21 protein-coding genes are annotated in these 23,290 nt (G+C 38.4%); 4 read left to right on the forward strand and 17 right to left on the reverse strand.

Features of this window, described 5'->3' with window-relative positions; all coding sequences use genetic code 11:
- Positions 1-218 precede the first annotated feature (218 nt).
- The 8 genes from NYE67_RS17070 to NYE67_RS17105 all read right to left on the reverse strand — a co-directional run bounded on the left by NYE67_RS17070 (position 219) and on the right by NYE67_RS17105 (position 10,259).
- Positions 219-2,192 (reverse strand): S9 family peptidase, encoded by a 1,974-nt coding sequence (locus tag NYE67_RS17070; protein ID WP_340730669.1) that lies wholly within the window; start codon positions 2,190-2,192, stop codon positions 219-221.
- Between the two features lie 462 nt (positions 2,193-2,654).
- Complete coding sequence (locus NYE67_RS17075; RefSeq protein ID WP_340726120.1) at positions 2,655-4,205, reverse strand: fatty acid--CoA ligase family protein; 1,551 nt, start codon at positions 4,203-4,205, stop codon at positions 2,655-2,657.
- Between the two features lie 137 nt (positions 4,206-4,342).
- Positions 4,343-6,277, reverse strand: a complete 1,935-nt coding sequence (locus NYE67_RS17080; protein WP_340730670.1) for an ABC transporter permease — start codon at positions 6,275-6,277, stop codon at positions 4,343-4,345.
- Positions 6,249-7,022, reverse strand: a complete 774-nt coding sequence (locus tag NYE67_RS17085; RefSeq protein WP_340726122.1) for an ABC transporter ATP-binding protein — start codon at positions 7,020-7,022, stop codon at positions 6,249-6,251. Before NYE67_RS17085 ends, NYE67_RS17080 begins: the two co-directional genes overlap by 29 nt.
- 11 nt (positions 7,023-7,033) lie before the next feature.
- A complete protein-coding gene (locus NYE67_RS17090; protein WP_340730671.1) occupies positions 7,034-7,330 on the reverse strand; it encodes a hypothetical protein in 297 nt (98 codons plus the stop codon).
- A 23-nt stretch (positions 7,331-7,353) separates the two neighbouring features.
- A complete protein-coding gene (locus NYE67_RS17095) occupies positions 7,354-8,337 on the reverse strand; it encodes a sensor histidine kinase (protein ID WP_340730672.1) in 984 nt (327 codons plus the stop codon).
- Positions 8,337-9,041, reverse strand: coding sequence for a response regulator transcription factor (locus NYE67_RS17100; protein ID WP_340730673.1), 705 nt, complete (start codon positions 9,039-9,041; stop codon positions 8,337-8,339). The genes NYE67_RS17095 and NYE67_RS17100 overlap by 1 nt, the downstream gene beginning before the upstream one ends.
- 225 nt (positions 9,042-9,266) lie before the next feature.
- The gene (locus NYE67_RS17105; RefSeq protein ID WP_340726126.1) at positions 9,267-10,259 is read right to left on the reverse strand and encodes a lipoate--protein ligase; all 993 of its coding nucleotides are present in this window, start codon (positions 10,257-10,259) and stop codon (positions 9,267-9,269) included.
- Positions 10,260-10,399: 140 nt separating this feature from the next.
- On the opposite strand from NYE67_RS17105, the gene yhfH reads away from it, so the two are divergent.
- Positions 10,400-10,525: a protein YhfH gene (yhfH, locus tag NYE67_RS17110; RefSeq protein ID WP_008406441.1), complete on the forward strand. Its 126-nt coding sequence runs from the start codon at positions 10,400-10,402 to the stop codon at positions 10,523-10,525.
- A 165-nt stretch (positions 10,526-10,690) separates the two neighbouring features.
- Here the strand turns inward: yhfH and NYE67_RS17115 are convergent, their stop codons facing one another.
- The 9 genes from NYE67_RS17115 to hemE form a co-directional block, all read right to left on the reverse strand.
- Positions 10,691-12,877, reverse strand: coding sequence for a YhgE/Pip domain-containing protein (locus NYE67_RS17115; RefSeq protein WP_340730674.1), 2,187 nt, complete (start codon positions 12,875-12,877; stop codon positions 10,691-10,693).
- 89 nt (positions 12,878-12,966) lie between these two features.
- Entirely contained in the window at positions 12,967-13,542 is a 576-nt protein-coding gene (locus NYE67_RS17120; RefSeq protein ID WP_340730675.1) for a TetR/AcrR family transcriptional regulator, read from the reverse strand.
- A gap of 120 nt (positions 13,543-13,662) precedes the next feature.
- The gene (locus NYE67_RS17125; RefSeq protein WP_340730676.1) at positions 13,663-14,160 is read right to left on the reverse strand and encodes a FixH family protein; all 498 of its coding nucleotides are present in this window, start codon (positions 14,158-14,160) and stop codon (positions 13,663-13,665) included.
- On the reverse strand, positions 14,160-15,551 hold the full coding sequence (locus tag NYE67_RS17130) for a sensor histidine kinase (RefSeq protein ID WP_340730677.1): 1,392 nt from the start codon (positions 15,549-15,551) through the stop codon (positions 14,160-14,162). Before NYE67_RS17130 ends, NYE67_RS17125 begins: the two co-directional genes overlap by 1 nt.
- Complete coding sequence (locus NYE67_RS17135; protein ID WP_340730678.1) at positions 15,548-16,240, reverse strand: response regulator transcription factor; 693 nt, start codon at positions 16,238-16,240, stop codon at positions 15,548-15,550. Before NYE67_RS17135 ends, NYE67_RS17130 begins: the two co-directional genes overlap by 4 nt.
- The gene (locus NYE67_RS17140; RefSeq protein WP_340730679.1) at positions 16,237-17,199 is read right to left on the reverse strand and encodes a YncE family protein; all 963 of its coding nucleotides are present in this window, start codon (positions 17,197-17,199) and stop codon (positions 16,237-16,239) included. Before NYE67_RS17140 ends, NYE67_RS17135 begins: the two co-directional genes overlap by 4 nt.
- A 164-nt stretch (positions 17,200-17,363) precedes the next feature.
- Positions 17,364-18,797 (reverse strand): protoporphyrinogen oxidase, encoded by a 1,434-nt coding sequence (gene hemG / locus NYE67_RS17145; RefSeq protein ID WP_340730680.1) that lies wholly within the window; start codon positions 18,795-18,797, stop codon positions 17,364-17,366.
- A 14-nt stretch (positions 18,798-18,811) separates the two neighbouring features.
- Positions 18,812-19,744 (reverse strand): ferrochelatase, encoded by a 933-nt coding sequence (gene hemH, locus NYE67_RS17150; RefSeq protein WP_340726134.1) that lies wholly within the window; start codon positions 19,742-19,744, stop codon positions 18,812-18,814.
- A 185-nt stretch (positions 19,745-19,929) separates the two neighbouring features.
- A complete protein-coding gene (gene hemE, locus NYE67_RS17155; RefSeq protein WP_340726135.1) occupies positions 19,930-20,979 on the reverse strand; it encodes a uroporphyrinogen decarboxylase in 1,050 nt (349 codons plus the stop codon).
- Positions 20,980-21,228: 249 nt separating this feature from the next.
- Between hemE and NYE67_RS17160 the strand changes: the two genes are divergently transcribed.
- The 3 genes from NYE67_RS17160 to NYE67_RS17170 all read left to right on the forward strand — a co-directional run bounded on the left by NYE67_RS17160 (position 21,229) and on the right by NYE67_RS17170 (position 22,873).
- Positions 21,229-21,735 carry a Target of RNAIII-activating protein gene (locus tag NYE67_RS17160; RefSeq protein WP_340726136.1) on the forward strand — a complete coding sequence of 169 codons (507 nt, stop codon included), beginning with the start codon at positions 21,229-21,231 and terminating at the stop codon, positions 21,733-21,735.
- A gap of 62 nt (positions 21,736-21,797) precedes the next feature.
- Positions 21,798-22,349: a chromate transporter gene (locus tag NYE67_RS17165; RefSeq protein WP_340726137.1), complete on the forward strand. Its 552-nt coding sequence runs from the start codon at positions 21,798-21,800 to the stop codon at positions 22,347-22,349.
- Positions 22,346-22,873, forward strand: a complete 528-nt coding sequence (locus NYE67_RS17170; protein WP_340730681.1) for a chromate transporter — start codon at positions 22,346-22,348, stop codon at positions 22,871-22,873. The genes NYE67_RS17165 and NYE67_RS17170 overlap by 4 nt, the downstream gene beginning before the upstream one ends.
- Positions 22,874-23,290: the final 417 nt, after the last annotated feature.

The following is a 23,290-nucleotide window of genomic DNA, read 5'->3' on the forward strand; positions in this document are numbered from 1 at the left end:
GAATGAAGGGCGAGTGTAGCTGACGGCTAACGCCTTTCGCTACAAGCAAAGCTTCCTGCGGGAAAGGCACGACGCCTGAGACTACAGGCTCAGGCCGCGCCCGCGGAAAGCGTCCCGGAAAGCGTCCCGGAATGGAAATCAATTTTACACATAGCAAAAAAGCCATTTTTCTCCTTGAGAAAAATGGCTTTTTTGGTTATGCCCCAGTTCCTTACTTTTTATAAATATTTCTCAAACCAACCTGTGATTTGCTCTAATCGTTCTAGTCGTAAATTTGGAATCCCTGTTCGTGATAAGTTATGATCACATTCCGGGAAGCGGACGAATCCAACTTCTTTACCCATACGCTTTAACGTAATATACAACTGCTCAGCTTGCTCAATTGGACAGCGGAAATCGCGTTCACTGTGTAAAATAAGTAACGGTGTCTCAACATTTGCCGCATACTTTAACGGCGAATGATGCCATAGCTTTTCAACGTCATTCATATCCGCCAGCATTTGCCACTCCGAGAAGTAATAGCCGATATCCGATACCCCGTAGAAGCTAATCCAGTTTGAAATCGAACGCTGTGTAACAGCTGCTTTAAATCGATTCGTGTGTCCCACAACCCAGTTCGTCATAAATCCACCGTAACTACCACCAGTAATACCTAAACGTGACTCGTCAATCCATGCATAATTTTCCAATACATAGTCAACACCCGCCATAATATCCTCATAGTCACCTTCACCATATTTACCGCGCACACCATCTACAAATTCCTGGCTGTAACCATGACTGCCACGAGGATTCACATATAATACACCGTATCCTTTTGCCGCTAATAACTGCATTTCATGGAAAAATGTATTCGCATACAATGTATGAGGTCCACCATGCACTTCCACGATGAAAGGATATTTCTCGCCTTCAGTATATTGAGCCGGCTTCATTATCCATCCGTGTACAGTGATACCATCTTTCGCTGTATACGAAATCGCTTCCGGTGTTGAAAGTGTTGTTGATTTTAAAAACTCGGCATTAAACGATGTCAGCTGTTTGCGCTCGCCCGTTGTAATGTCGAAATCGAATAACTCACCAGGGAATGTCGGATTCGAAACCGTCATCAATGCACGGTTACCATTTTTGAAAACGGCATATCCATATACATGTTCATTTTCAGGTGATGCAGGATAAATTGCGCCGTCTAATGTAGCATAATATAACCGGATATCTCCTTCAGTAGACACTTGGAAGTATAAATCATTATTTTCCGTCCAAATGACCGTTGGAGCATCTACACCTTGCTGGATATCTGCAACGGCATAATCCCCTACTGGTACGTCTAGCATCTCAGTCAGCTTCTGCGTTGTTTTAGTTTCTGTATCATAGATATAAACATGGCCATGTGTCGCGTTTTTATATGTATGGTCTGAGCCGCCAAATGCTATATAACGATCATCAAATGAAAACTCCGCGCCACCATAATAGCCATCTTCATCAATTAATACTGCTTCTTCTTTCGTCTCAACATCAACTAAAAATAGTGGTGTACGGAATACATCATCCGTATTTTCAGCACGATTTACTGCAATGACCAATGTTTTCCCATCATGTGAAATCCCTTGTAAACTATGAGAATAATCACCTTCTGTAAAAGCACTCACTTCTTTTGTTGCTAAATCGACCTTCGCAATTTGTGAATAACGTTCCTGAGGTAATAACCCAACACTATCTGCTTTGTATTTCATTTTGTCGACTACATATGCTTTTGGAACTTTCTTCTCTTCTTTTTCTTCCTGCTCTGTAATGCCCAAGCCTTTTTTTACAGTACTCGTAATCCAAAGCTTCTCACCGCATGGACTCCATAAGTATGAATTGACGCCATTCGGAAGTGTCGTTACTTCCTGGGCTTCTCCTCCACGGCTATTTAAAATATACAGCTGCTGTTTTTCATTGCGCTTAACCAAAAACGCCACTTGCTTGCCGTCCGGTGACCATTGTGGACTTGAAACTCTTTCGTTGCCGTAAGTCCACTGCGTTGATTCCCCTGTTTCCAAATCAATATGAAACAGATGAGCATTATAGTTATTTTCCTTCTCATTCAATTGAGTGCGTATAAATAATGCTTCTTTCTCGTTTGGTGCAAGTATTGGATTCGTAATGGATTGTATTTCAAAAAGACTTTCTTTCGTTACATAGTTTGCCATTATAACACCTCTTAAAATTTATTTCGATTTCCGTAATAATACTTTAACATTTTTTATTTGAAAGTTCAAAATATTATTAGTATAACTTTTTGTTGGGGTAGTGTCATTATTTCTTCAATTGTCACTACCTCTTTTTGTTGTTTCTAATAAAGCCGTTGATTTCCATTACGGGCGGACGCTTTCCGCGGGCACGGCCTGAGCCTGTAGTCTCAGGCGTCGTGCTGTTCCCGCAGGAGTCTGCCGCCCTCCATTCCAATCAACTCTCGATTAACCAAGGTGTATCCCTACATTTTTATATACATGATTTAATTAGTAATATCTTTGCTTTATAGTGTTAAAATTAAAGAAAAATATAGGCCTTCCTTTTAATACTTTAAGTGTATTATTAATTCCTTCTACCATTTCTGTAGAACCTTTTCAAATAGCAAAACACCTACCACAAGTGCAGTAGGTGTTTGTATGCTATGCTTTTGCGATTTCTTTTAAAGAGCGTCGCAGAATTTTACCTGTTGTATTCTTAGGAAGCTCGTCCAAAATTTCAATAACAGACGGTACTTTGTATTTCACGATATGCTTTGCACAATATGCTCGAATGTCCTCAACTGTAAGAGAAGGATCTTTTAATACAACATATGCATGTACCGCCTCACCAAAATCACGGTCAGGGAAGCCTACAACTGCTGCCTCTACTATTCCTTCATGCGAGAACAATACTTCCTCAACTTCACGAGGATACACATTGTAACCGCCTACAATTATTAAGTCCTTTTTGCGATCAACGATATAGAAGTACCCTTCCTCGTCTCTGCTCGCTAAATCTCCTGTATATAACCAGCCATCACGAATCGCAACAGCCGTTTCTTCCGGCATTTTGTAGTAGCCCTTCATTACGTTTGGTCCACGAACGATCAATTCGCCGACTTCACCGACTCCTACTTCCTCGCCGTTTTCATCAACAATTTTATTTTCAACATTCACAATCGACTGCCCGATTGAACCCGGTTTACGTTCGCGATCAATAGGATTAAAGCATGTTACCGGTGAAGCTTCTGATAAACCGTAGCCTTCAGAGATTCGTACATTAAACTTTTGCTCAAAGTTATGTAGTAATGATACTGGTAATGATGCTCCCCCTGAAATTGTTAAACGAACACTTGAAAATGCCGAAACATCACCTTGTTCATACTGATACAGGAAATTAAACATTGTCGGCACTCCTGCAAATACAGTTGCCTTATATGTCGAAGCTAGTTCAAAAATTTCTCCTGGACTAAAGCGTGGTGCCAATAAAATTGTCGCTCCCCGCGTTAATGGAGAGTTCACCACAACCGTTAATGCAAATACATGGAATACTGGTAATGTTGCAATAACACGGTCATCCGTCGTCATTTGCAAATAATCTCCAATATCACGTGCATTAGAAAACAGGTTATTATGTGTCAGCATTGCGCCTTTTGGATGACCTGTTGTACCGGAAGTATATAAAATAATAGCTGTATCGTCCGGAGCTAAATCTACCGGATCAGTTGTACGAGCCGTTGTAGCCAGTACTTGTGAAAACAGCTTTGTTTTTTCTTTAGCAGCATCCGAAAGTGCCGCATATTTCTCACCGATTTCCGGTGTCGTTTCGCAAATAATATACTGTTCAACTTGTGGTAATCTATGCACCCCTGCTTCCACAAGCGGTAAAAGTAAATCAAGTGCGATAACAACCTTAACGTCACCATTTTTAATAATATAGGAAATTTCATCTGCTGTATAAATTGGATTAATCGGAATTGCCACAGCACCAATACGCATAGAAGCGTAAAGACTGATGATGAAATGCGGTGTATTCCCAAGTAAAAATGCGACATGATCGCCCTTTTGTACACCTAAATCTTCCAAGGCAGCAGCAAATCGCGCAACGGTTTGCTCCAATTCCCCGTATGACGTGCCTTTCCCTAAAAAGTAGTACGCTGTTTTTTCTGGTTGTTCGAAAGCTTGTTGTCTTACCTTTTCAACTAAATTCAATACACCCATCCCCTTTATGCGTAAAATGAAACAATATTCACTTTATTAGCATTATAAGATAAGTATATTAATAAAACAATACCAAACTCTCGTTTATACCGAAATATTGTACTAAAATCATATTTTTTCTATCCACATCATCCTCGGACGTGAGATAAATACCGCCATCTTATTAAATAAAAATAGACAACTTGTATAATTCCAAACAACGTAAATGAGAATACAACTTCCTTTACGATCGATAAATTCATGACATCATTTAAAACAGTTTGGACGACAAAGAACGCGAAAGCACTATGAATAAAGGCTAAGCCCCATGGCAGGAAAAATTGAATGACTAAATTTCTTGTAATAAGCCGCTTTAGTTCCTTATCACTTAAACCGATTTTTTTAAGCATATCAAACTGCTTTTTCTCACGGTCCAAGTTTGCGTATATTTTGAAATATACAAAGCTACCTGAAGCCAATAAAAATACAGCTACTACTAATATACCAACGAGCGTTAACAAAGAATACGTAGCTAATATATAAGAATAATTTAAACCAGCATTTTCAAAATAAAATGGCAGTGTATAGTCACTATTTAAAATATAATCTCTGGCGACCATTTGCTGAATTCCAAGACCAATTTGGTCAGTTTCAGTCCAGTTAGGAATATCAAAAGTAAATAAGTGATACCCCGGCTCGACATAAGGTGTCATCTCAAAATCATTTACGAGACGCGTAAAGTCTTCGTCGCTAATTATAATCGCATTACTGCTAATAATCGCAGATGGGAAAAACACTTTCGGATACACACTATCAATCGTCAGATGAATATCGTTTTCCTTTAAAACCGTCTCTACAACCGTCTCCTCCAATGTTTCAATCGAATCTTCCGAGTACGGGATGAACATCGCTTCCCCACTCGTTAAACTAACAAGCGGATATTTATAGGAAAACAGTAAATGGTTAATATCGGTTTCCCGAAACACCTCTACCGGATTCGAAGTATAGGTGGATGTTTGACGTACTACAGTAAAACGCGTCATATGATAACTTATTCCGCTATCTTCCAACTCATCTATAATAGAGAGAATATGCTCAGTTTCATATGGATTATCGGTTACTCCTTTATAAATAAGACCAATCGGGTTGAGCTTATCGTATTGAGAAGTATAGGACGACATTGCAGATAATACACCCACTGTTAAAAAGGCAAGTGTGGAAACAAGGGTAACGATGAAGAACATCCGAGAATTAACACGTAAAATATGCACTTGCTCGGCTATCGCCAACATACGTGCTCGTTTCCAATAAAACAGCTTTCGATTCTTCAAACGATCTATAATAAAAAGCGTTGTATCTGTAAAGAAATAATACGTCCCGAAAGTTACAAAGATCGGGATAAGCAGCGTATACGTAAAAATAGATGATTTGGTTGTAATAAGCGCTAAACTGTAGCCACATAAAATAAGTACAATTCCTAAAATCGCATTACGTTTTGAATAGTTCGTTACAACATCAACAAATTTCGGGCCCCGAATCAAATTCCGGATTTTTATATCAGGAGTAAAAATAATGCTGATTGTTGAAATTACAATAAAAGCACTCAAGTAAACAAATAACGTAAGTACAAACGGCTCCCATGATAAATAGAGCGGCAACGCAGTTAAGTTTAAAATTTCACGCACAATCATAAAGAAAAACTTAGAAAATGCATAACCAAAAACAATTCCTGAAATGCATGAGAATATACCAATTGTCATCGTTTCAATGATAATCAGTTTTCCGAGTTGGTTGCGGTCCATGCCAAGTTGAAGCAATATCGCAAATTCCTTCGAACGCGCCTCTAAAAAGGCCCGCATCGAATAAAAAATAAAAAACCATGAAAAGAGAACAAGTATGATTTCAGCAATAACCATCCCTGCAATTGATACTTCTCCTAAAAACCCTCTTTCTATTTCAGGATGAAACATCAACATTGAATAGATAAAAAAAACAAAAACACTAAAAAAACTAGCCATAAAAAAGGCAGCGTAGTTTCGAAAATTCCGGAAAACGTTACGGTAGGCGAATTGAAGAAAAGTCACCGACATGTCCCCCTAATAAACTTAATACATTTAAAATTCGTTGGAAAAATGTTTGGCGTCGGTCATCTTTATAGATTTCATTGAAAAACTCACCATCTTTAATAAAAATTACACGGTCGCAATAGCTTGCTGCGATCGGATCATGTGTCACCATTAAAATAGTAGTGTTATTTTCTTGATTCATTTTTCCCAACAGCTCCAAAACTTCTCGTGACGCATTCGAGTCTAAATTCCCTGTCGGCTCATCCGCTAAAACAAGCATCGGTCTATGAATTAATGCCCGAGCAATCGCAGTACGTTGTGCTTGTCCACCGGAAATTTCATTTGGACGCTTTTCTAAAATAGAAGTCAATTCGAGCAGTTCACTTAAATGATGAAGGCGCTCTTCCATAACAGCTATTGGCTGTTCATCAAGCGTTAACGGCAATATAATGTTTTCTTCTACCGTTAAAGTCGGAAGCAAATTGAAGTCTTGAAATATAAATCCGAGCTGACGTCGACGGAAAAATGCGAGCTCCTCACTATTAAGTTTTTGCGGTTTCATTCCATTGAAAATAATCTCTCCGGAAGTAAGTGTATCAATCATGGAAACCATATTTAACAGTGTTGTTTTACCACTGCCCGACGGACCCATAATTGCTATAAACTCACCCTTTTCCACCTCAAAACTAAGTTGGTTTAGTGCACGCTTCGTCACTTTTCCCTCATACACTTTCGTCGCTTCCTGTATTTGTAAAATTGGCATAGTAACTCCTTTTAAATGAGTATATTACTTTCTAGCACCCAAGGCAGGACAACTTCAAAGCTAATTTCGATAATAGGACCATCCATCATTATTGGAACTTGATCCATTTCATCAGTTAGCGAAAAACAGTGCTCTCCAAGTATGATATCCCATCCATCGACTTCACCTTCCACAATTTCGCCGATAATATGGTATTTCCCCGAATACATAATGGCTGTATTGTCGTTTACTTGATGACTTTCCAGTTGACTTGGCTTGGAAAGATCAATACCAAGGTCCTTGGCAAAATCAAGTACTACATGTTCCAAATGTTTTTCACACGCTTCTACCCCTATGATTGAAAGATCACTTCTACCTGTGTACCTTGACCTGTTTCAGAAGTAATCACGAGTTGATGCCCGAGCTTATCGCATATTTCCTTTGCAATATAAAGTCCCATACCGGTAGATTCACCCGTTTTCCGGCCATTTTCTCCTGTATAAAAAGCTTTCGTAATTCGGGATAAATCAGCTTTCGGTATACCAATTCCTTCATCACGTATGCATAATTGCACCTGATTTTCGTTCTGCACGACAGTAATATAAATTTTCTTATTTGGTTCAAATGTATATTTCACCGCGTTCGTAATAAATTGTTCAATTAAAAAGCGCAGCCATTTTTCATCACTCATTACCACTATATCCTCATCAATATTCACTTCCGGAAAAACACGGTTCGTAATAAATAAGCGCTTATTCTCGTTAATGGTATTCATAATAACGGATTTAAGCGGTACTTTCATGATTTGCATATCGTCCGCAAAATTTTCCAATCGCGCATGCATGAGCACCATTTCAAGGCCTCGCTTTAAACGCTCCACTTCCTCTTGGACACTTTTTTTATCCAGCTCCTCATCCTGCTGTAACAACAACTCTAAAACTGATACGGGTGTTTTCATCTGATGTACCCATTGGTTCATAAATTTATACTGCCGCGATTGGGTCGCATACAATACCTGTACTTCATGCTGATACAGCCGGTAAAGCTCATGTAAATACTGTTCTGTTACTGTATATTCGGTAGTTTTCGCGTTTTTTTGAAGCGCATCTTCCATAGTATTTGGAAGCACCGAAATCTTTGCTAAATATCGGCGTCTTAACATATACCTCACAACTAGAAAAGAAAAAATAAGAAGAGTGCTAATAGCAATGGCATAAATGGCGGTGTTGATATTACGAAAGCCATCCAGCCAAAATAAAGATAGTAAAAATAATGTCAGCACAATTTGAAAAATAATATAGGAAAGATGCTCCTTAATAAACATTTTGATCGCCATTACATTTCCTCCGCACTCAATAAAAAGCGGTAGCCTGCCCCGCGTACGGTTTCAATCACTGATTTGATGCCATAGTCTGCTAGCTTTTTCCGGACACGTGTCATATTTACATTCAATGTATTTTCATCGACGAATGCTTGATCATCCCATAATTCCTCTAGCAAATGATCGCGAGACACCACTTTTGGTGCTTGTCCCATTAACAATCCTAAAATAATACATTCCTTCTTTTGCAAAGGAATGACCAAATCTCTTAACTGAAGTTCCATCCGTTCCAAATATAAAGTGAGCTGACCTTGTACAACTGTTCGCTCCTCCTGTCTTGCGGAATATTCTCCATATGTACGACGTAAATGGCTGCGAATTTTAGCAAGTACGATTTCATAGTTGAACGGCTTCGTAATAAAATCATCCCCGCCATTTTCCAACGCAAATATTTGATCCATTTCTCCGGAGCGGGCTGAAATGAATAGTATTGGACACTTCGTAAATTGTCTTAACTTTCGGCACCAATAATATCCATCATAAGAAGGTAAATTTATATCCAATAAAATCAAGTGTGGTGAAAATGCCAGGCATTGCTCGACTAATAAATCAAAGTCAGCAATCGTTTCCACATCATATTGATATTTCCTTAATGTATCTGCTAATAGTGAAGCTATTTTTGGATCATCCTCGACGATGAAAATCCGATGCTTTTCCATCTGAATGACCTCCTTTTCAATAGGATATTCAACAATAATACCTAATCTTTTTATTAGTCCATCGTTTCCACAGTAGTGGCATATACGCGACTTCTCTCCGCGCAAAAAGATGGCTGAAAAAATTTTCTAATTTCTCTCTTATTGTATCAAAAAAAGGGAGCTCTCGAAATCTGGAGCCCCACTTTAAACAATCTCTATTACTTTCATGATGCGATACACTGAATGCTAATATATTAATTGAAGGAAGTCCTCTTCAGAAACCCCACCAAAGTAAGTAGGAATCTCTATATTTTTCAGCTTTTCCGCTATTGCATTACGTTCGTATTTAGTGCCGATCAGTAATTGTGCGACTTCCTCCACATCACCTATACCGAAGAAATCTCCAAAGATAGTCGCTTCTTCAATAACCCCTTTGTTTACATCTAAACGAATATCTAAACTGCCTGATGGAAAACGCTTTGTTTTTTGAATATTGAAGCGTGGCGATTTGCCATAATTCCATTCCCATAACTGATAACGGCTTTTAGAAATTTCGTGGATTTTTTCCCAATCATCTTCAGTTAGCTCGTAATATTTAATATTTTCCTCGCCACCGAAAATTGATTTTAAAATTTCCATACGGAATTCTTCAACTGTAATCTTTTCAGGCAGGAAATCAACGATATTTGCCACACGCGAGCGCACAGATTTAATCCCTTTAGATTCAATTTTGTCCTGTTTAACTTTAAGTGAATTAACAACAGCATCTATATCCAGATCAAACATTAACGTACCATGACTAAACATTCGGCCACGAGTCGAATATTGTGCATTGCCCGATACTTTCTTCCCTTCAGCCAAAATATCATTACGGCCTGAAAGCTCTGAATTAACGCCTAATTTTGCTAGTGCATCCACAACTGGTTGAGTAAACTTTTTGTAGTTGCTGAAACTGTTCCCATCATCCTTCGTTAAAAAGCTGAAGTTTAAGTTGTTTAGATCATGATAAACCGCGCCACCACCAGAAAGGCGACGTACGACAATGATTCCGTTTTCTTCTACATAGTCCGTATTTATTTCTTCGATTGTGTTTTGGTTTTTGCCGATAATGATTGAAGGCTGATTAATATAAAAAAGTAAATAATCGTCTTTCTCAATATCCATATTCTTTAATACATACTCTTCAATCGCCAAGTTAATGCGTGGATCTGTAATCCCTTTGTTATCGATAAAATACATGGGGCTTCTCTCCTTCACAATATGTCCATATTTATTTTAACTTAAAATAGGCCATTTGTGTTGACGAATTCAAACTGTTATAATACAATACATAATATAAACAGAAGTAATATAACAGAACATTAAAGGAGGCATGCACAATGTTAGAAAACGTAGTGGAATTTTTCAAGAATTTACCTGATAAAATTTGCGTTCAATGCGGTGATAAAATCGAAGAACAAAGCGAGTGCTACAGCAACAATTGTGATAAATGTAACTCTCTTTAATTCTATATTCACTGTTTAATTCGCACTATCCCTTCATCTTAGAAAAAAGATGAACCTATAATAGCTTACACTTACACAAACCACGAGCCCGCTCAATGCTCGTGGCTTTTTCTTTCCATAAAAAAGCGTGGATTCAGGTTACCCTTGAATCCACGCTTCTTCTCTCTAAGCTTCTGTATGATGTTTTGAATAACGTTTTTTATAAAGTAATGTAAAGTAACTGAATGTAATTGCCAAGCATGAGAACAATACTGTACCTAAAATAGCCCAGTTGAACATCAAGAATGCTGTATCACCCATTGAAATAGCTGCTTTTAGACCTTGTACAGAGAATGTCATCGGTAAAATTTTGTTAAAGAAATGCAATTGTTCTGGTACTAGTTCGATTGGGAACGTACCTGCGCTTGTTGTTAACTGCAGGATTAAAACGACAATTGCAATAAATCGTCCTGGATCGCCAAACAGTGATACTAATAATTGAACCATTGCTAAAAATGTAAAGCTTGTTAAAATCGTTGTAAAAATGAACTGTGGCATACTATTGACTTCAAGACCAAGCCCCCAAACGACAATTGCAATTGTGATGAAAGATTGTACTAATCCAACACCGATCAATACTGTTACTTTACTTGCAAACCAGCTTGCACTGTTTTTCGGTATAATGACTGGTTCAACAAATGGGAACACGATGGAGATTAATAATGCTCCAACGAATAATCCTAGGGAAATGAAGTATGGTGCAAAACCTGTACCGTAGTTAGGCACATGGTTTACTGATTCTTTTTCTATTTCCACAGGAGAGCCAACCATATTATAAGTATCTTCAGTTGGATTAACTTCTGCTTTTTCGCTTGCTTCAGTTAACTTACCAGATAATGTTTTCGTACCGTCCTTTAACTCTTTCGTACCATCTACTAAAGTAGTCGAACCTTGCACTAACTCACCTGATTTTTCAGCTAATAAGCGTGTGCCATCACTTAATTTATTTGACCCATCCACTAATGTGTTTAAACCTTGCGCCAATGAATTGGCACCAGTAGTGGCACTCAATGCACCTTTGCTTAATTCGTCTAATTTTCCAGCAATAGTTGTGTTGCCTTCTGCTAGTGAACGCGCTCCTGCAAGAAGTTGTTCTGAATTTTGCTGTAATTGTGCAACACCGGCATTGACTTGTTGTTGTCCTGAATTTAATTTACTCGCACCATCACTAATCGCCGCGATTTTATCATCTAGCCCATTCATACCTTCATGTAACTGGCCTAAACCACCGCTTACCTCTTTACTGCCAGCTTGTAACTGTGCAAGTGCTGTTTTTAAAGCTTCTTGATTTTCTTCTGGCAGCATTGGAAGAATTCCTTCTAATTGACTTGCTAATTTATCCATCCCACCTGCTACATTAGCTGAACCATCCGCCAATGCTTTAACTTTATCATCAATATTCGCTGTACCTTGTGTTAATAATGTTAAATTTTCAGCTAAGCTCGCCTGACCAGATGTAATGTCTTTTTGTCCGTTTGCTACTTGTGCAACACCATCAGTATAGCTTTCAATCCCTTGTTGTAAAGTATTGGCACCATCTGCTGCAGATTTTGCTCCGTCTGACAATTGATTGCTACCTTCAGCCATTTTTGCTACCCCTGCTGCTAATTCGTTTGCACCTGTCGCAGCATTTTTGGCACCGGCTATTAATGTGCCTGTACCATCAGATAGCTCAACAGTACTTGATGCCAATTGCTCTAAATAGCCTTTCAGCTCATCAGCGCCATCCGCAAGCTTCGCGGCACCTTCATCAAGTTCTCCTGCACCATTTGCAGCCTCGACAAAACCATCACCAAGTTGTGTAATGGAATCAAATAATTTTTCGGCATATGTTGCAGAAACTTGTGTATTTACTTCCGCTTTAATACGGTCCATTGCAGTTTCACCAATTTGTGCACCTAAAAAGTTAAAGCCTTCATTCGGAATATAATCGATCACCAATTTTTGTGGTTGATCCTCTAATAATGTTGTCGCATGTTCCGAGAAATTTTCCGGAATTTTAATTAAAATATAATATTTTTGATCGAGTAATTTTTGGTCTGCTTCCTTTACATCTACTTCCTCAAACTGGAATTGCTTACTCTCTATGAGTTTGTCGACCAATGTTTGACCGAGTTCCATTGTTTCGTCATCCATCATAGCCCCTTTGTCTTCATTGACAATGGCTACTGGCATGCTTTCTAAATTAGCATATGGATCCCAAAATGCCCATAAGAACATTCCGCTGTACATGACAGGAACAAAAAGAACGGCAATAACTGAAATAAGCATTTTTTTTGTTTTGAAAATCTTCAGCCATTCTGCTTTTATCACACTAATTTCCTCCTTCTAAAACCATATGACCAATATCGTCATTCGGTCATTTATTGGTAAAAAGAAACCACTTCACTAGGAAGTGACTACTAATTTTTCTTTGCCAAACCACGGAAAATGGTTTCGCTGAATAATGTCAAAATTTCTTGTTCATTGAGTGGTTCATTATGCGTCAACTGCCAGTCTACAATAAAAGCCAAATACGATTTAAACAATAAAAAGGCTACATGCTCAGGATTACAGTCAATGACCTCATCTTTTGCAATACCGTTACGAATACGCATCGAGACGTATGAAATGATTTCCGACTCAATTTTCAACAGCATTTGCTGTACTTCAGGAGTGCCCAGTGCTCTTTCCTCATCTATTAGTTTGGCAAACAGTAAATGACGCTCACGGAACTGCAGCATTTTCATCAATGCTGTATGGGCATTTTGCATAAAGCTCGCATTAGTATCAATTAGCTGATCTGTTTCGCGCTTCATTTCACCGATTAAATGGAATACAACTTCCTGAAATAGCTCTTCTTTATTTTTGAAAAACGTATAAATTGTCCCTTTCCCGACATTAGCAATTTTTGCAACTTGTTCAATCGTTGTTGCTTTATAGCCGAATAAAGTAAAGGACTTTGTTGCAGCCAGTAGAATTTCATGTCGACGATCCATAAATCCACCTCCTCAAAAAAAGTAGCGTTCTTATAATTAATTTTAAAATCAAAAATGACCAGAATACCACATCGGTCATCCAGTCATTATTATACACCGTTCATTTCATTTTGCAATCAATTAATGTCCATGCTCCTCTTTTTCTTCTTCCTCTTCATCACCTTCATGGCTTGACCCATGTTCCATTGAATCCGAGCTAATATCTTCGATGACTTTACTCATATCGGGTTTCCCGACAATGAGCTTTTGCTTTGGCATGACATGCATTCCGCGAGCCGTTGTATGGGCAAACATATAATATACGCCATCATGATCGAATGTATATTCCGCAACGTATATACCATCCTCCGTTAGTTGTCCGTCCAACATGGCACCCTCATCCCGAAATCCGGACTCCCACACTTCAAACTTTACTTCCTGTGCGTCATTCACAACTTCTTCATCCTGCGTGACACGTGCGGCAAGCTGAACTTCCCCTACGTTTAATTGCTCTTCAGTTTGAATTTGTACCTCGACAAATGCAGGTACTTCAGCAGTTTCTAGTGTTTTCACTTCGTCATCTCCACAGCCGAATAATACGAAAGGTACTGCAACTAAACTATATAACCATTTTTTCATCATTCTTCCTCCATTAAAGGGAACATTACACTTACAACTGTTCCTTCATCTAATATACTTTTAATTTTCAATTTTCCTTTATGCTGTTTGACAATTTGCTCCACTATCGATAATCCGAGACCACTTCCGCCGTCTGATCGGCTCCGCGCTTTGTTCACACGGTAAAATCGCTCTGTTACATGAGGCAGGTCTTCTGGTGGAATACCTATCCCATAATCGGTAATTGTTAAAACTGCATATGAATCTACTATAGAAGATTCTACACGAATGCTAGAATGATCAGTTGAATAGTGTATCGCGTTTTCCAGGATGTTAATAAAAACTTGCTTAAGTTTTTCTTCATCACCAATGACAATTATCTCTTCATTTAATTGTTGATCGATTTGAATATTTTTTTTATTTGCTTTTTGTTGTACTAAACGAATGGCATCACGGATAGTTTCCGCAAAGACTAGCATATCAAAATACGATTCTGCCTGGCTGTCTTCTTTACGTGCCAGCTGCATAAGCTCATTCGTTAGGCGCTCCATTCTTGTTGCTTCTTTTTCAATTAACCGGATCGCTTCATCCCGCTTAGCTTCATCGATTATTCCTTTTTGAATGGCTTCACTATATCCTTTCACATAGCTGATCGGTGTACGCAGCTCATGGGAAACTGTTGCTAAAAAGGATTTTTGTACTTCGTCATCTTGCTGAATTGCATCCGCCATTTGGTTGAAAGCGGAAGATAAATGCCCAATTTCATCATTTACGGAAACATTGACCCGTACATTGTAATCCCCGGCTGTCATTTGTTTTACGGCATGCTGCAATGTCTCCAACGGCAGTAGGATTTTCCGCATTCCTTGATACACGAAAAAGCCAGCTACAAGCAAAAACATAATGGCCCCTGTAATGAGTAAAATCACTTCTTCTTTTGCCAATTCCGAAATTTTAGCTAACGGAAAATAGATGTAAAGAATACCTTCCAGCCGATTTTGATCAGTAAAAGGGAGAATGATGGATATAATTTGCCGATCGAATCGTTCCTCATAACCGATTTTTGTTACAGCATTCCCTGAAAGTAATTGCTTCCGCTCATCCGGGCCAATTAATGCATCATAGTCAATATCAAATGGTACACAAGCACTTAATTCCCTCGGATTTCGAACAGCAAATATTTCAAGATTAGAGTAGGCAGCAAATTGTTCAATATCAGAAATTAGTTCGTCTGATACTTTACCTCCACTATACTTCGTCTGAAGCTTCTCGCCTGTTTCAATCATAGTACTTTTCGTATCTTCCACGTAAAGCTGTTCATATAAAAAGTTCGTAAATATGTACATAAAAATGATAGTGGCACTTAAAAATAACACCATTAATAGCCATAGCTTTGAAGATATTTTTTTCATGTCGTATGCTCAAAGCGATAGCCTACACCCCATACAGTTTGGATGTATTCACTCGCTTCTTTCGATTTTTTGCTCAGTTTTAGCCGCAATGTTTTAATATGAGTATCTACTGTACGAGCTCCACCCGCATAATCAATATCCCAAATCCGTTCTAAAAGTTGCTCGCGCGTATAGACAATCCCCGGTTTTAGCATAAATAAATGCAAAAGCTCAAATTCCTTTAAAGTTAACAATACAGGTTCCTGCTCGATGTATACTTTACGAGAAATTTCATCCATTTTTAAAATACCCCTGTACAAGTATTGAATGGAAGGCTGTTCACTTACTGTTCCGACCCTTCTTAACACCGCAAATATTCGTGCGACTAGTTCATCGGCAGTGAAAGGCTTGACGATATAATCATCGCCCCCGATCATTAGACCCTTTACCTTATCTTCATTCGCATCGCGGGCTGTCAAAAAAATAATAGGAACTTTCGCCATAGCCTGCATTGCTTCACAAACAGCAAATCCGTCTTCCCCTGGCATCATCACATCAAGCAAAACTAAATCCACCTGCTGCTGGGACAAGATAAAATATGCTTCAGCGCCATTTGATGCCTGTACCGTTTCAAATCCAGATTTCGTTAAAATAACATCGATTAATTGGCGCATATTTTCTTCATCATCTACTATTAAAATAGTTGTCAATGACTATCCCCCCTTACGAGCAATTGAAAAGGTCCTTCTCTTGTTTTAACCCGCTTTTGAACTTCGCCATCATCTATAAAGTAAAGCGTATGATCATCATATCCCGCAACAACCAACTTATCCTGAAATTGGGCAACTGCAAATGGATTTGCCCCAATCTCCTGTTGCCATAATATATCACCATCAGCTGCAACGCGGTAAATTGTATTGGAACCATGACTCGAAACGATGATATCTTCATCAGTCTTCGAAAAGGCAATCGGCATTAGAGGCAGTGTGAACTCTCTATTTAACTGACCTGTACTTAAATCATAAACCCGGACGAATTTGTTTGGTTTATTACCTATACCATGTCCCCCAACCCATAATTCCTGGTGGTCATATGATACATACAACCCTTGGGAAGAAGTTGAAACAGGCCATTCATCGATTACCTTTAAGTTTCCTTTATGTACGACAGATAACACAGTATCTTTATAATTTATCACATATAAATAATCTTTCGACGCTGCCATTGACATTGGATAATTGCGCAGCTTAACTTTTTTCTTAAGCTTCCCTTTTTCGGTATAGCTTATTAGTTCATTTGTTTTGCCATTTGTTAAAAATAGTTGGCTCGTATCTTCATCATAATAACCGTTTGTAATGCCTAAGCCTACATCAATGGACTTTACCTTTTCCCCAGATGAAAGCTGTAAAATATCTGCATGCTGCAATTGATAGCCATATAGCAATACGTGGTCAAATCCAATTAATACTGCTCCTGTATATCCTTTCTCGAAAACCCATGTCGCGAGTAATTCACCTGACTGTTCGTAAAACGTTAAGGAAGGCTGCAAAATATTAAGGGATGCAACAAAAGGCTGATGTGGATTAATTTCTTCCATTCTTTCGCTATCACAACTAGCTAAAAGTAAAAGAACTATGCAACTAAAAAAATATATTATAAATTTTTTCATTTTCATTGCACCTCATTAATAAGCGTACTAAAAATATGTGAAATTTGCATGAAGCCAATAGGATAATTTTGTGAACGAATAAAGGAAATTCACACCAAAAAAGCTGCATTAAAAGCAATTATACTTTTAATACAGCGTTTTTGTTCAATTTACATATTGAGTGATTAAATTGCCAACTTTTGTTCTAACAATTGCGCAAGTAGTAGCTCCGCGGTTTCTCTCCCTTGTAGGATACAATCCGGGATACTAATACCCTCATACGAACTTCCTGCCAAATAGACATTCGGGAATTCTTTGTAAAACTGCTCCTTCATTGAAGACATGCGTATCTGATGACCGATAGTATATTGGGGCATAGCTTCTTTCCAGCGGGCAACTGTCGTAAACAGCGGTTGTGCATCGAGTCCAACTGCCCGATTCAAATCCTGCAAAACGATTTTCTCAATTTCATTATCTGATAGCTCTACGATAGACTCATCACCGACACGACCAATATACACACGTATTAGCTCATGACCATCCGGGGTAATATTATCCCACTTCTGATGACTCCACGTACAGCTTGTTATCGCAAAATGACTGTTACGCGAAACGAAGAAGTTAAGCGCACCTTCATACTTTTTGGTTGTTCCAGGTTTAAAAGCCATCGTTACAGTTGCAATGGTTGCATAGTTCATCTCCGGCACTTGCTGCATAATATCAGAATCCGGGAAGATTTTTTTAGTCACATTAAATGGTGTTGTCATCACAACTTTATCGGCATCTATAGTAGTACCATCATTTAATGCAATCGATTGTGAAAAATCGCTATTATTTTCAATGCAATTTACTTTCAGTCCTTTAAGAATGGTCACGTCGGTCAACGAGTTTTCCAATGTCTCAATTAACGACTCCAATCCATTTACAAATGACTCATAATGAATTTCACCCGGTGTATCTACAAGCGCGTAAATTCCTTTACCTGTCTTTTTCATGCCAACCAATAAACTACGATAATCATTTTCAAGCTGATAAAATTGTGGGAACATCGATTGCATACTAACATGATCGACATCGCCGGCAAATGTTCCCGCCAATACCGGTTCCACCAAATTTTCTACGAGCTCTTTCCCGAAGCGTCTACTGAAAAACTCACTGATCGCCTCGTCGGCTTCATGAGGTAATTTAGGTAAAAATAAATCCCCTGCAGCTCGAAATTTCCCCATTAAAGAAAGGACATTCGATGTCATAAACGTGAATATTTTAGGTGACCCTCCGAGTAAAATATTACTCGGAATTTGATGTAGCTTGCTACCAACAGCGATGAATGTTCGACCGTTATTATTTTGAACTATTTCATGTTCGATATTTAAATCACGTGCCAACTTACGGACACTGCTACCTGTATCAAAAAACGATTCAGGTCCACGTTCAATGATATATCCATCTTTACGCTCTGTATGGATTTTACCACCTAAACGCAGGGACGCTTCGATTAACACAATATCTATTGGTAAATTGTGCGCCTTCGTTTTTTGTTGTAAATAGTATGCCGTCGTTAAACCAGTGATTCCACCGCCAACGATAACAACCTTCCTCTTTTTTAAAGTCACCTTCATCATCACTCTCTATATTAATTCGCTATTTTCTTATTTATCGCATCTACCATTGCGTCTATAAATAAAGGGTGCGTATTTGGCATTGTTGGTCGATAATAGCTTGCGCCAATTTCATCGCATACAACTTTACATTCAATATCATTATCATAAAGAACTTCCAAATGCTCTGTAACAAAGCCTACTGGCGTATAGATGAATGCTTTATAACCTTTTTGCTCAAATAATTCCTTTGTTAAATCCTGCACATCCGGCCCTAACCATGGCTCCGGCGTTTGTCCAGCTGATTGCCAGCCTACTTCAACATTCACAATATCAGAAGCTTCCTCAATTAAACGGGCAGTTTCAACTAATTGCTCTTCGTATGGATCACCAGCTAATTTAATTTTTTCCGGTAATGAGTGGTTAGAAACAATTAAACAAGCATTCGCACGTTCCTCTTCAGACATCTTCGCCAACTCACCATTTACCGCTTGCTTCCAAAATTCTATAAATTTCGGCTCGTCATACCATGCTTCAACAGAAGTAATATTTAATGTACCGCCTAATTTTTCGGCAGCTTCTTTAGCACGTCCGTTGTAAGATTTAATGGAGAAAGTAGAGAAGTGTGGCGCTAAAACGATGGAAACAGCTTCAGTAATACCTTCTTTTACCATTGCTTCTACGGCATCCTCTACAAATGGCTCAATATGCTTTAAACCGATAAATACTTTATATTCTATTTTATCCTGAACCTCATTCAAACGTGTACATAATGCGTGTGCTTGTGCCTCCGTCATTTTCGCAAGAGGTGAAATCCCGCCAATTGCACGGTAACGCTCTGTTAAATCGTCAATATGTTCTTGGCTCGGCTTACGGCCATGACGAATGTGTGTATAATAACGTTCAATATCTTCTTCTTTATATGGCGTACCATACGCCATTACTAATAATCCACGTACTTCTTTCATGTAAGATCACCTCTGAATGTTTTTAAACACGTCTTCTTTTTCGAATAATTTTCGCTTTCATTTTATTGCTGACAAGAAAGGAGTTAATGTTTTCACTGTGCAAACGGTGAAAACATCAGTAGGACACTCACCTTCTCCTTCTCAAATAGCAATGAATCAAATTAGAATTAATTATTTAATGATTATTATCGCTTTGCAATTTGTTCGCGGCTGTAGTCGTGTACAAATGCGGTTAATCGTTTTAATACGGCTGGATCTACTTCTGGGAAGACACCATGGCCTAAGTTGAAAATATGACCACCTGTATGTGCTAATCCTTGGTCAACAATATCTTTTGCACGTGCTTCAATTACGTTCCAGTCTGCCAATAATAATGTAGGATCTAAGTTCCCTTGAACGGCCTTCGTTACACCACGTGCTTCTGCTTCACGGATTGGTAAACGCCAGTCTAACCCTACGACATCGATTGGCAGGTCATGCCATTCGTTTACTAAATGTGTTGCCCCAACACCAAACTGAATTAAAGGTACATTTAAAGCACGTAATTCAGCAAAGATGCGTGTCATTGTTGGCTTAATAAAAATTCGGTAGTCTTCCACATTTAATGCGCCTACCCATGAATCGAAAATTTGGATTGCTTTTGCACCAGCTTCTACCTGTGCTGTAATATCCGCGATAATCATGTCAGCTAATTTATCCATTAGCGCAATCCAAGCTTTTGGCTGTGAAACCATAAAGGATTTTGTTTTTGCATAATTACGGCTTGGACCACCTTCAATCATATAACTCGCCAGTGTAAACGGAGCACCGCCAAAGCCGATTAACGGAACATTTAACTGATCTTTCGTTAACATTTTAATCGTTTCTAAAACATATGGTGTATGCTCTTTTGCATTAAACTCGCGCAAATTTTCTACATCGGCTACAGAACGAATCGGGTTAGAAATGACCGGTCCAATACCCGCCTTAATTTTTACATCTACTCCCATACCAGGTAAAGGGGTTACAATATCTTTATAAAGAATGGCAGCATCTACGTTGTATTGTTCAACGGGTAAACGTGTAACATATGCACATAGTTCAGGTTGCATTGTAATCTCTTCTAATGAATATTTTTGTTTAATTTCACGATATTCTGGCTGTGAACGACCTGCCTGGCGCATAAACCAAACTGGCGTATGTTCTACTTGTTCACCGCGAGCAGCACGTAATAATGTATCATTAAATTTCATCATGTTTGATTTCTACCCCTTAAAATAAATTCATTTTTATTCTGTACTTTTAAAAAACGTCATTGATATCCATTATTGACTATAAGCTTTTCAAGAATAATTGTATAGATTTCTTCTTTAAATGTCATAAAATTGTCCTTTCTGCTATAGAACTTTTTGACAAATAGCTTGAACATCTTTATAAATGGAAATAATAGAACCAATTACGTTTACGTAATCAAACCCCTAAATAAAGAAAAGGTGGTCATATCCATGAATTTTTATGTAACTTCAGGTACACCCGACTATATGGAAAAGTTAGTCGAAAAAAATGCTAAGCACCCGCTCATCTTATTACACGGAAATGGTAACTCTGTTGTATTACATGAAACCGATAAAAAGTCTATCTTTGCTGTACCTCGTAATTTCGAAGTCATTGCAGAGAAAGGACAGTTTGAGCAGAAGGGCTATTTTACTTTTTACAATATGCCCATTATGTCAGATGAACGTCCTGTTTTCGAGAAAAAAGCTCTCGACGCCATTTCTTCATTAAATACAAACGACGGTATCATTGCATATCGCCTACTCCGTCCGATCAAAGCAGACACATATTTATTTATTATCCAATGGGGTGGACCTGCTACCTATGAAGTATGGAAAAACAGCAATGAGTATAAAACCTCTTTTTCTCCAGTATTCGAGGGAACTACTCAGGCTTTGCAGTCAATGTTTAACGCATCAGCATATATTACGACATACAGTGCCCCATCAAAAGAATAATGTTTTTTGGAGTTATCTCTCCTATGAAGGTAACTCCTTTCTTATTTAAAGGAGGAAACACATTGAATAAGCAGTTACATATTTTTATTGCATTTTTTAGATCGGGAATACTTGGCTTTGGTGGTGGCCCCACGACAATCCCGCTAGTACATAAAGAGGTTGTTAAAACTTATGAGTGGATGACAGATGAGGAATTTTCTGATGTGATATCAATTGGAAATACCTTACCTGGTCCGATTGCTACAAAGATGGCTGGTTATATTGGTTTTCGGGTAGGTGGATGGCTAGGACTCATAACCGCATTACTTGCAACGGTTCTTCCAACTGTCATCCTTTTGGTATTATTACTTGGTTCACTAAAGCAATTTAGCGAATCTAATTTCGTTAACGGTATGACAAATGGGGTTATTCCCATTGTTGCCGTGATGATGGGTGTTTTAACATGGGATTTTATAAAAAAGTCAAAAGCATCCCTTGGTATTAAATTGGCTTCGATTATTTTTATTGTAAGTTTCATTGCTATTATTGTATTAAATATTCATCCCGGTTTTGTTATTGCTACATTATTAATAATCGCACTTGCTCTTCCTGTGAAAGGAGGTAATATCTCATGACCTACTTTCATTTATTTTTAGCATTTTTCTTTCCGAATATTCTTGCTTACGGTGGCGGTCCGGCTGCAATTCCATTAATCGAGCATGAAGTTGTACAAAAATATGGCTGGATGACGAAAACAGAATTCAGCGAAGTATTCGCCCTTGCCAACTCTTTACCCGGACCGATTGCAACCAAAATGGCAGGTTATATTGGTTTTGAAGTGGCCGGCGTTTTAGGAAGTATGGTTGCACTATTTGCAACAGTAGCGCCCTCCCTCGCACTTATGCTGTTATTGTTAAACTTATTATATAAGCATCGTCATTCATTACGAGTAAAGCGTTTGTCCAGCTATGTATTGCCGGCTATCGCAATATTAATGCTTTCTCTAACATTTGATTTTGCAAAAACTTCTTATGAATTAAATAACCTTATTCCTACAATTCTATTACTTGCTGCAAGTTATTTCGCTTTGGAGAAATTTAAAATTCACCCTGCCTTTGTCATTTTAGCTGGTCTATTAATTGGGGGATTGTTTTTATAGGATGATAGCGCAAACAAAAGAGCATCACTCGGAATGATGCTCTCAGACTGTAGACAAACTCTTAAATAGTGTTTGTTTACAGTTTTTTATTTTAAAATTAATTGAATCTAGACATCGTTGATTTCCGTTTCGGGACCGATGCTTTCCCCGGGCACGGCTCCAGCTAACTAACTTGTGCCTACGACGGCAGGCCCAAGTTAGTGGATCTTCCGCACGTTCGGTTCCCGGTGGAGTCACGGTCCCTCCACTCCAATCAACTTATTAATTCCTTTACATTAAGTGAGGTAAGATCTAATATGACTAGCAGTCAAATTAATGAACAAGAAATAGGGTAAGAACGTTTGAACAACTTGTTCCTGTTAACGCATCTAGAAGAACTCTAGTAACCTTTTGTAGACAACAAAGAGCATCACTCGG

The sequence above is a fragment of the Solibacillus sp. FSL W8-0474 genome (assembly GCF_038004065.1).
Classification (GTDB): domain Bacteria; phylum Bacillota; class Bacilli; order Bacillales_A; family Planococcaceae; genus Solibacillus; species Solibacillus faecavium.

Coding starts and splice junctions, on each gene's coding strand:
- NYE67_RS17105 (WP_340726126.1), bottom strand. CDS start 10,259: ATGTATTTTATCGATAACAAAGGGATTACAGATCCACGCATTAACTTG.
- NYE67_RS17095 (WP_340730672.1), bottom strand. CDS start 8,337: ATGGCGATCAAAATGTTTATTAAGGAGCATCTTTCCTATATTATTTTT.
- NYE67_RS17140 (WP_340730679.1), bottom strand. CDS start 17,199: ATGAAAAAATTTATAATATATTTTTTTAGTTGCATAGTTCTTTTACTT.
- yhfH (WP_008406441.1), top strand. CDS start 10,400: ATGTTAGAAAACGTAGTGGAATTTTTCAAGAATTTACCTGATAAAATT.
- NYE67_RS17130 (WP_340730677.1), bottom strand. CDS start 15,551: ATGAAAAAAATATCTTCAAAGCTATGGCTATTAATGGTGTTATTTTTA.
- NYE67_RS17085 (WP_340726122.1), bottom strand. CDS start 7,022: ATGCCAATTTTACAAATACAGGAAGCGACGAAAGTGTATGAGGGAAAA.
- NYE67_RS17070 (WP_340730669.1), bottom strand. CDS start 2,192: ATGGCAAACTATGTAACGAAAGAAAGTCTTTTTGAAATACAATCCATT.
- hemH (WP_340726134.1), bottom strand. CDS start 19,744: ATGAAAGAAGTACGTGGATTATTAGTAATGGCGTATGGTACGCCATAT.
- NYE67_RS17120 (WP_340730675.1), bottom strand. CDS start 13,542: ATGGATCGTCGACATGAAATTCTACTGGCTGCAACAAAGTCCTTTACT.
- hemE (WP_340726135.1), bottom strand. CDS start 20,979: ATGATGAAATTTAATGATACATTATTACGTGCTGCTCGCGGTGAACAA.
- hemG (WP_340730680.1), bottom strand. CDS start 18,797: ATGAAGGTGACTTTAAAAAAGAGGAAGGTTGTTATCGTTGGCGGTGGA.
- NYE67_RS17160 (WP_340726136.1), top strand. CDS start 21,229: ATGAATTTTTATGTAACTTCAGGTACACCCGACTATATGGAAAAGTTA.
- NYE67_RS17125 (WP_340730676.1), bottom strand. CDS start 14,160: ATGAAAAAATGGTTATATAGTTTAGTTGCAGTACCTTTCGTATTATTC.
- NYE67_RS17170 (WP_340730681.1), top strand. CDS start 22,346: ATGACCTACTTTCATTTATTTTTAGCATTTTTCTTTCCGAATATTCTT.
- NYE67_RS17100 (WP_340730673.1), bottom strand. CDS start 9,041: ATGGAAAAGCATCGGATTTTCATCGTCGAGGATGATCCAAAAATAGCT.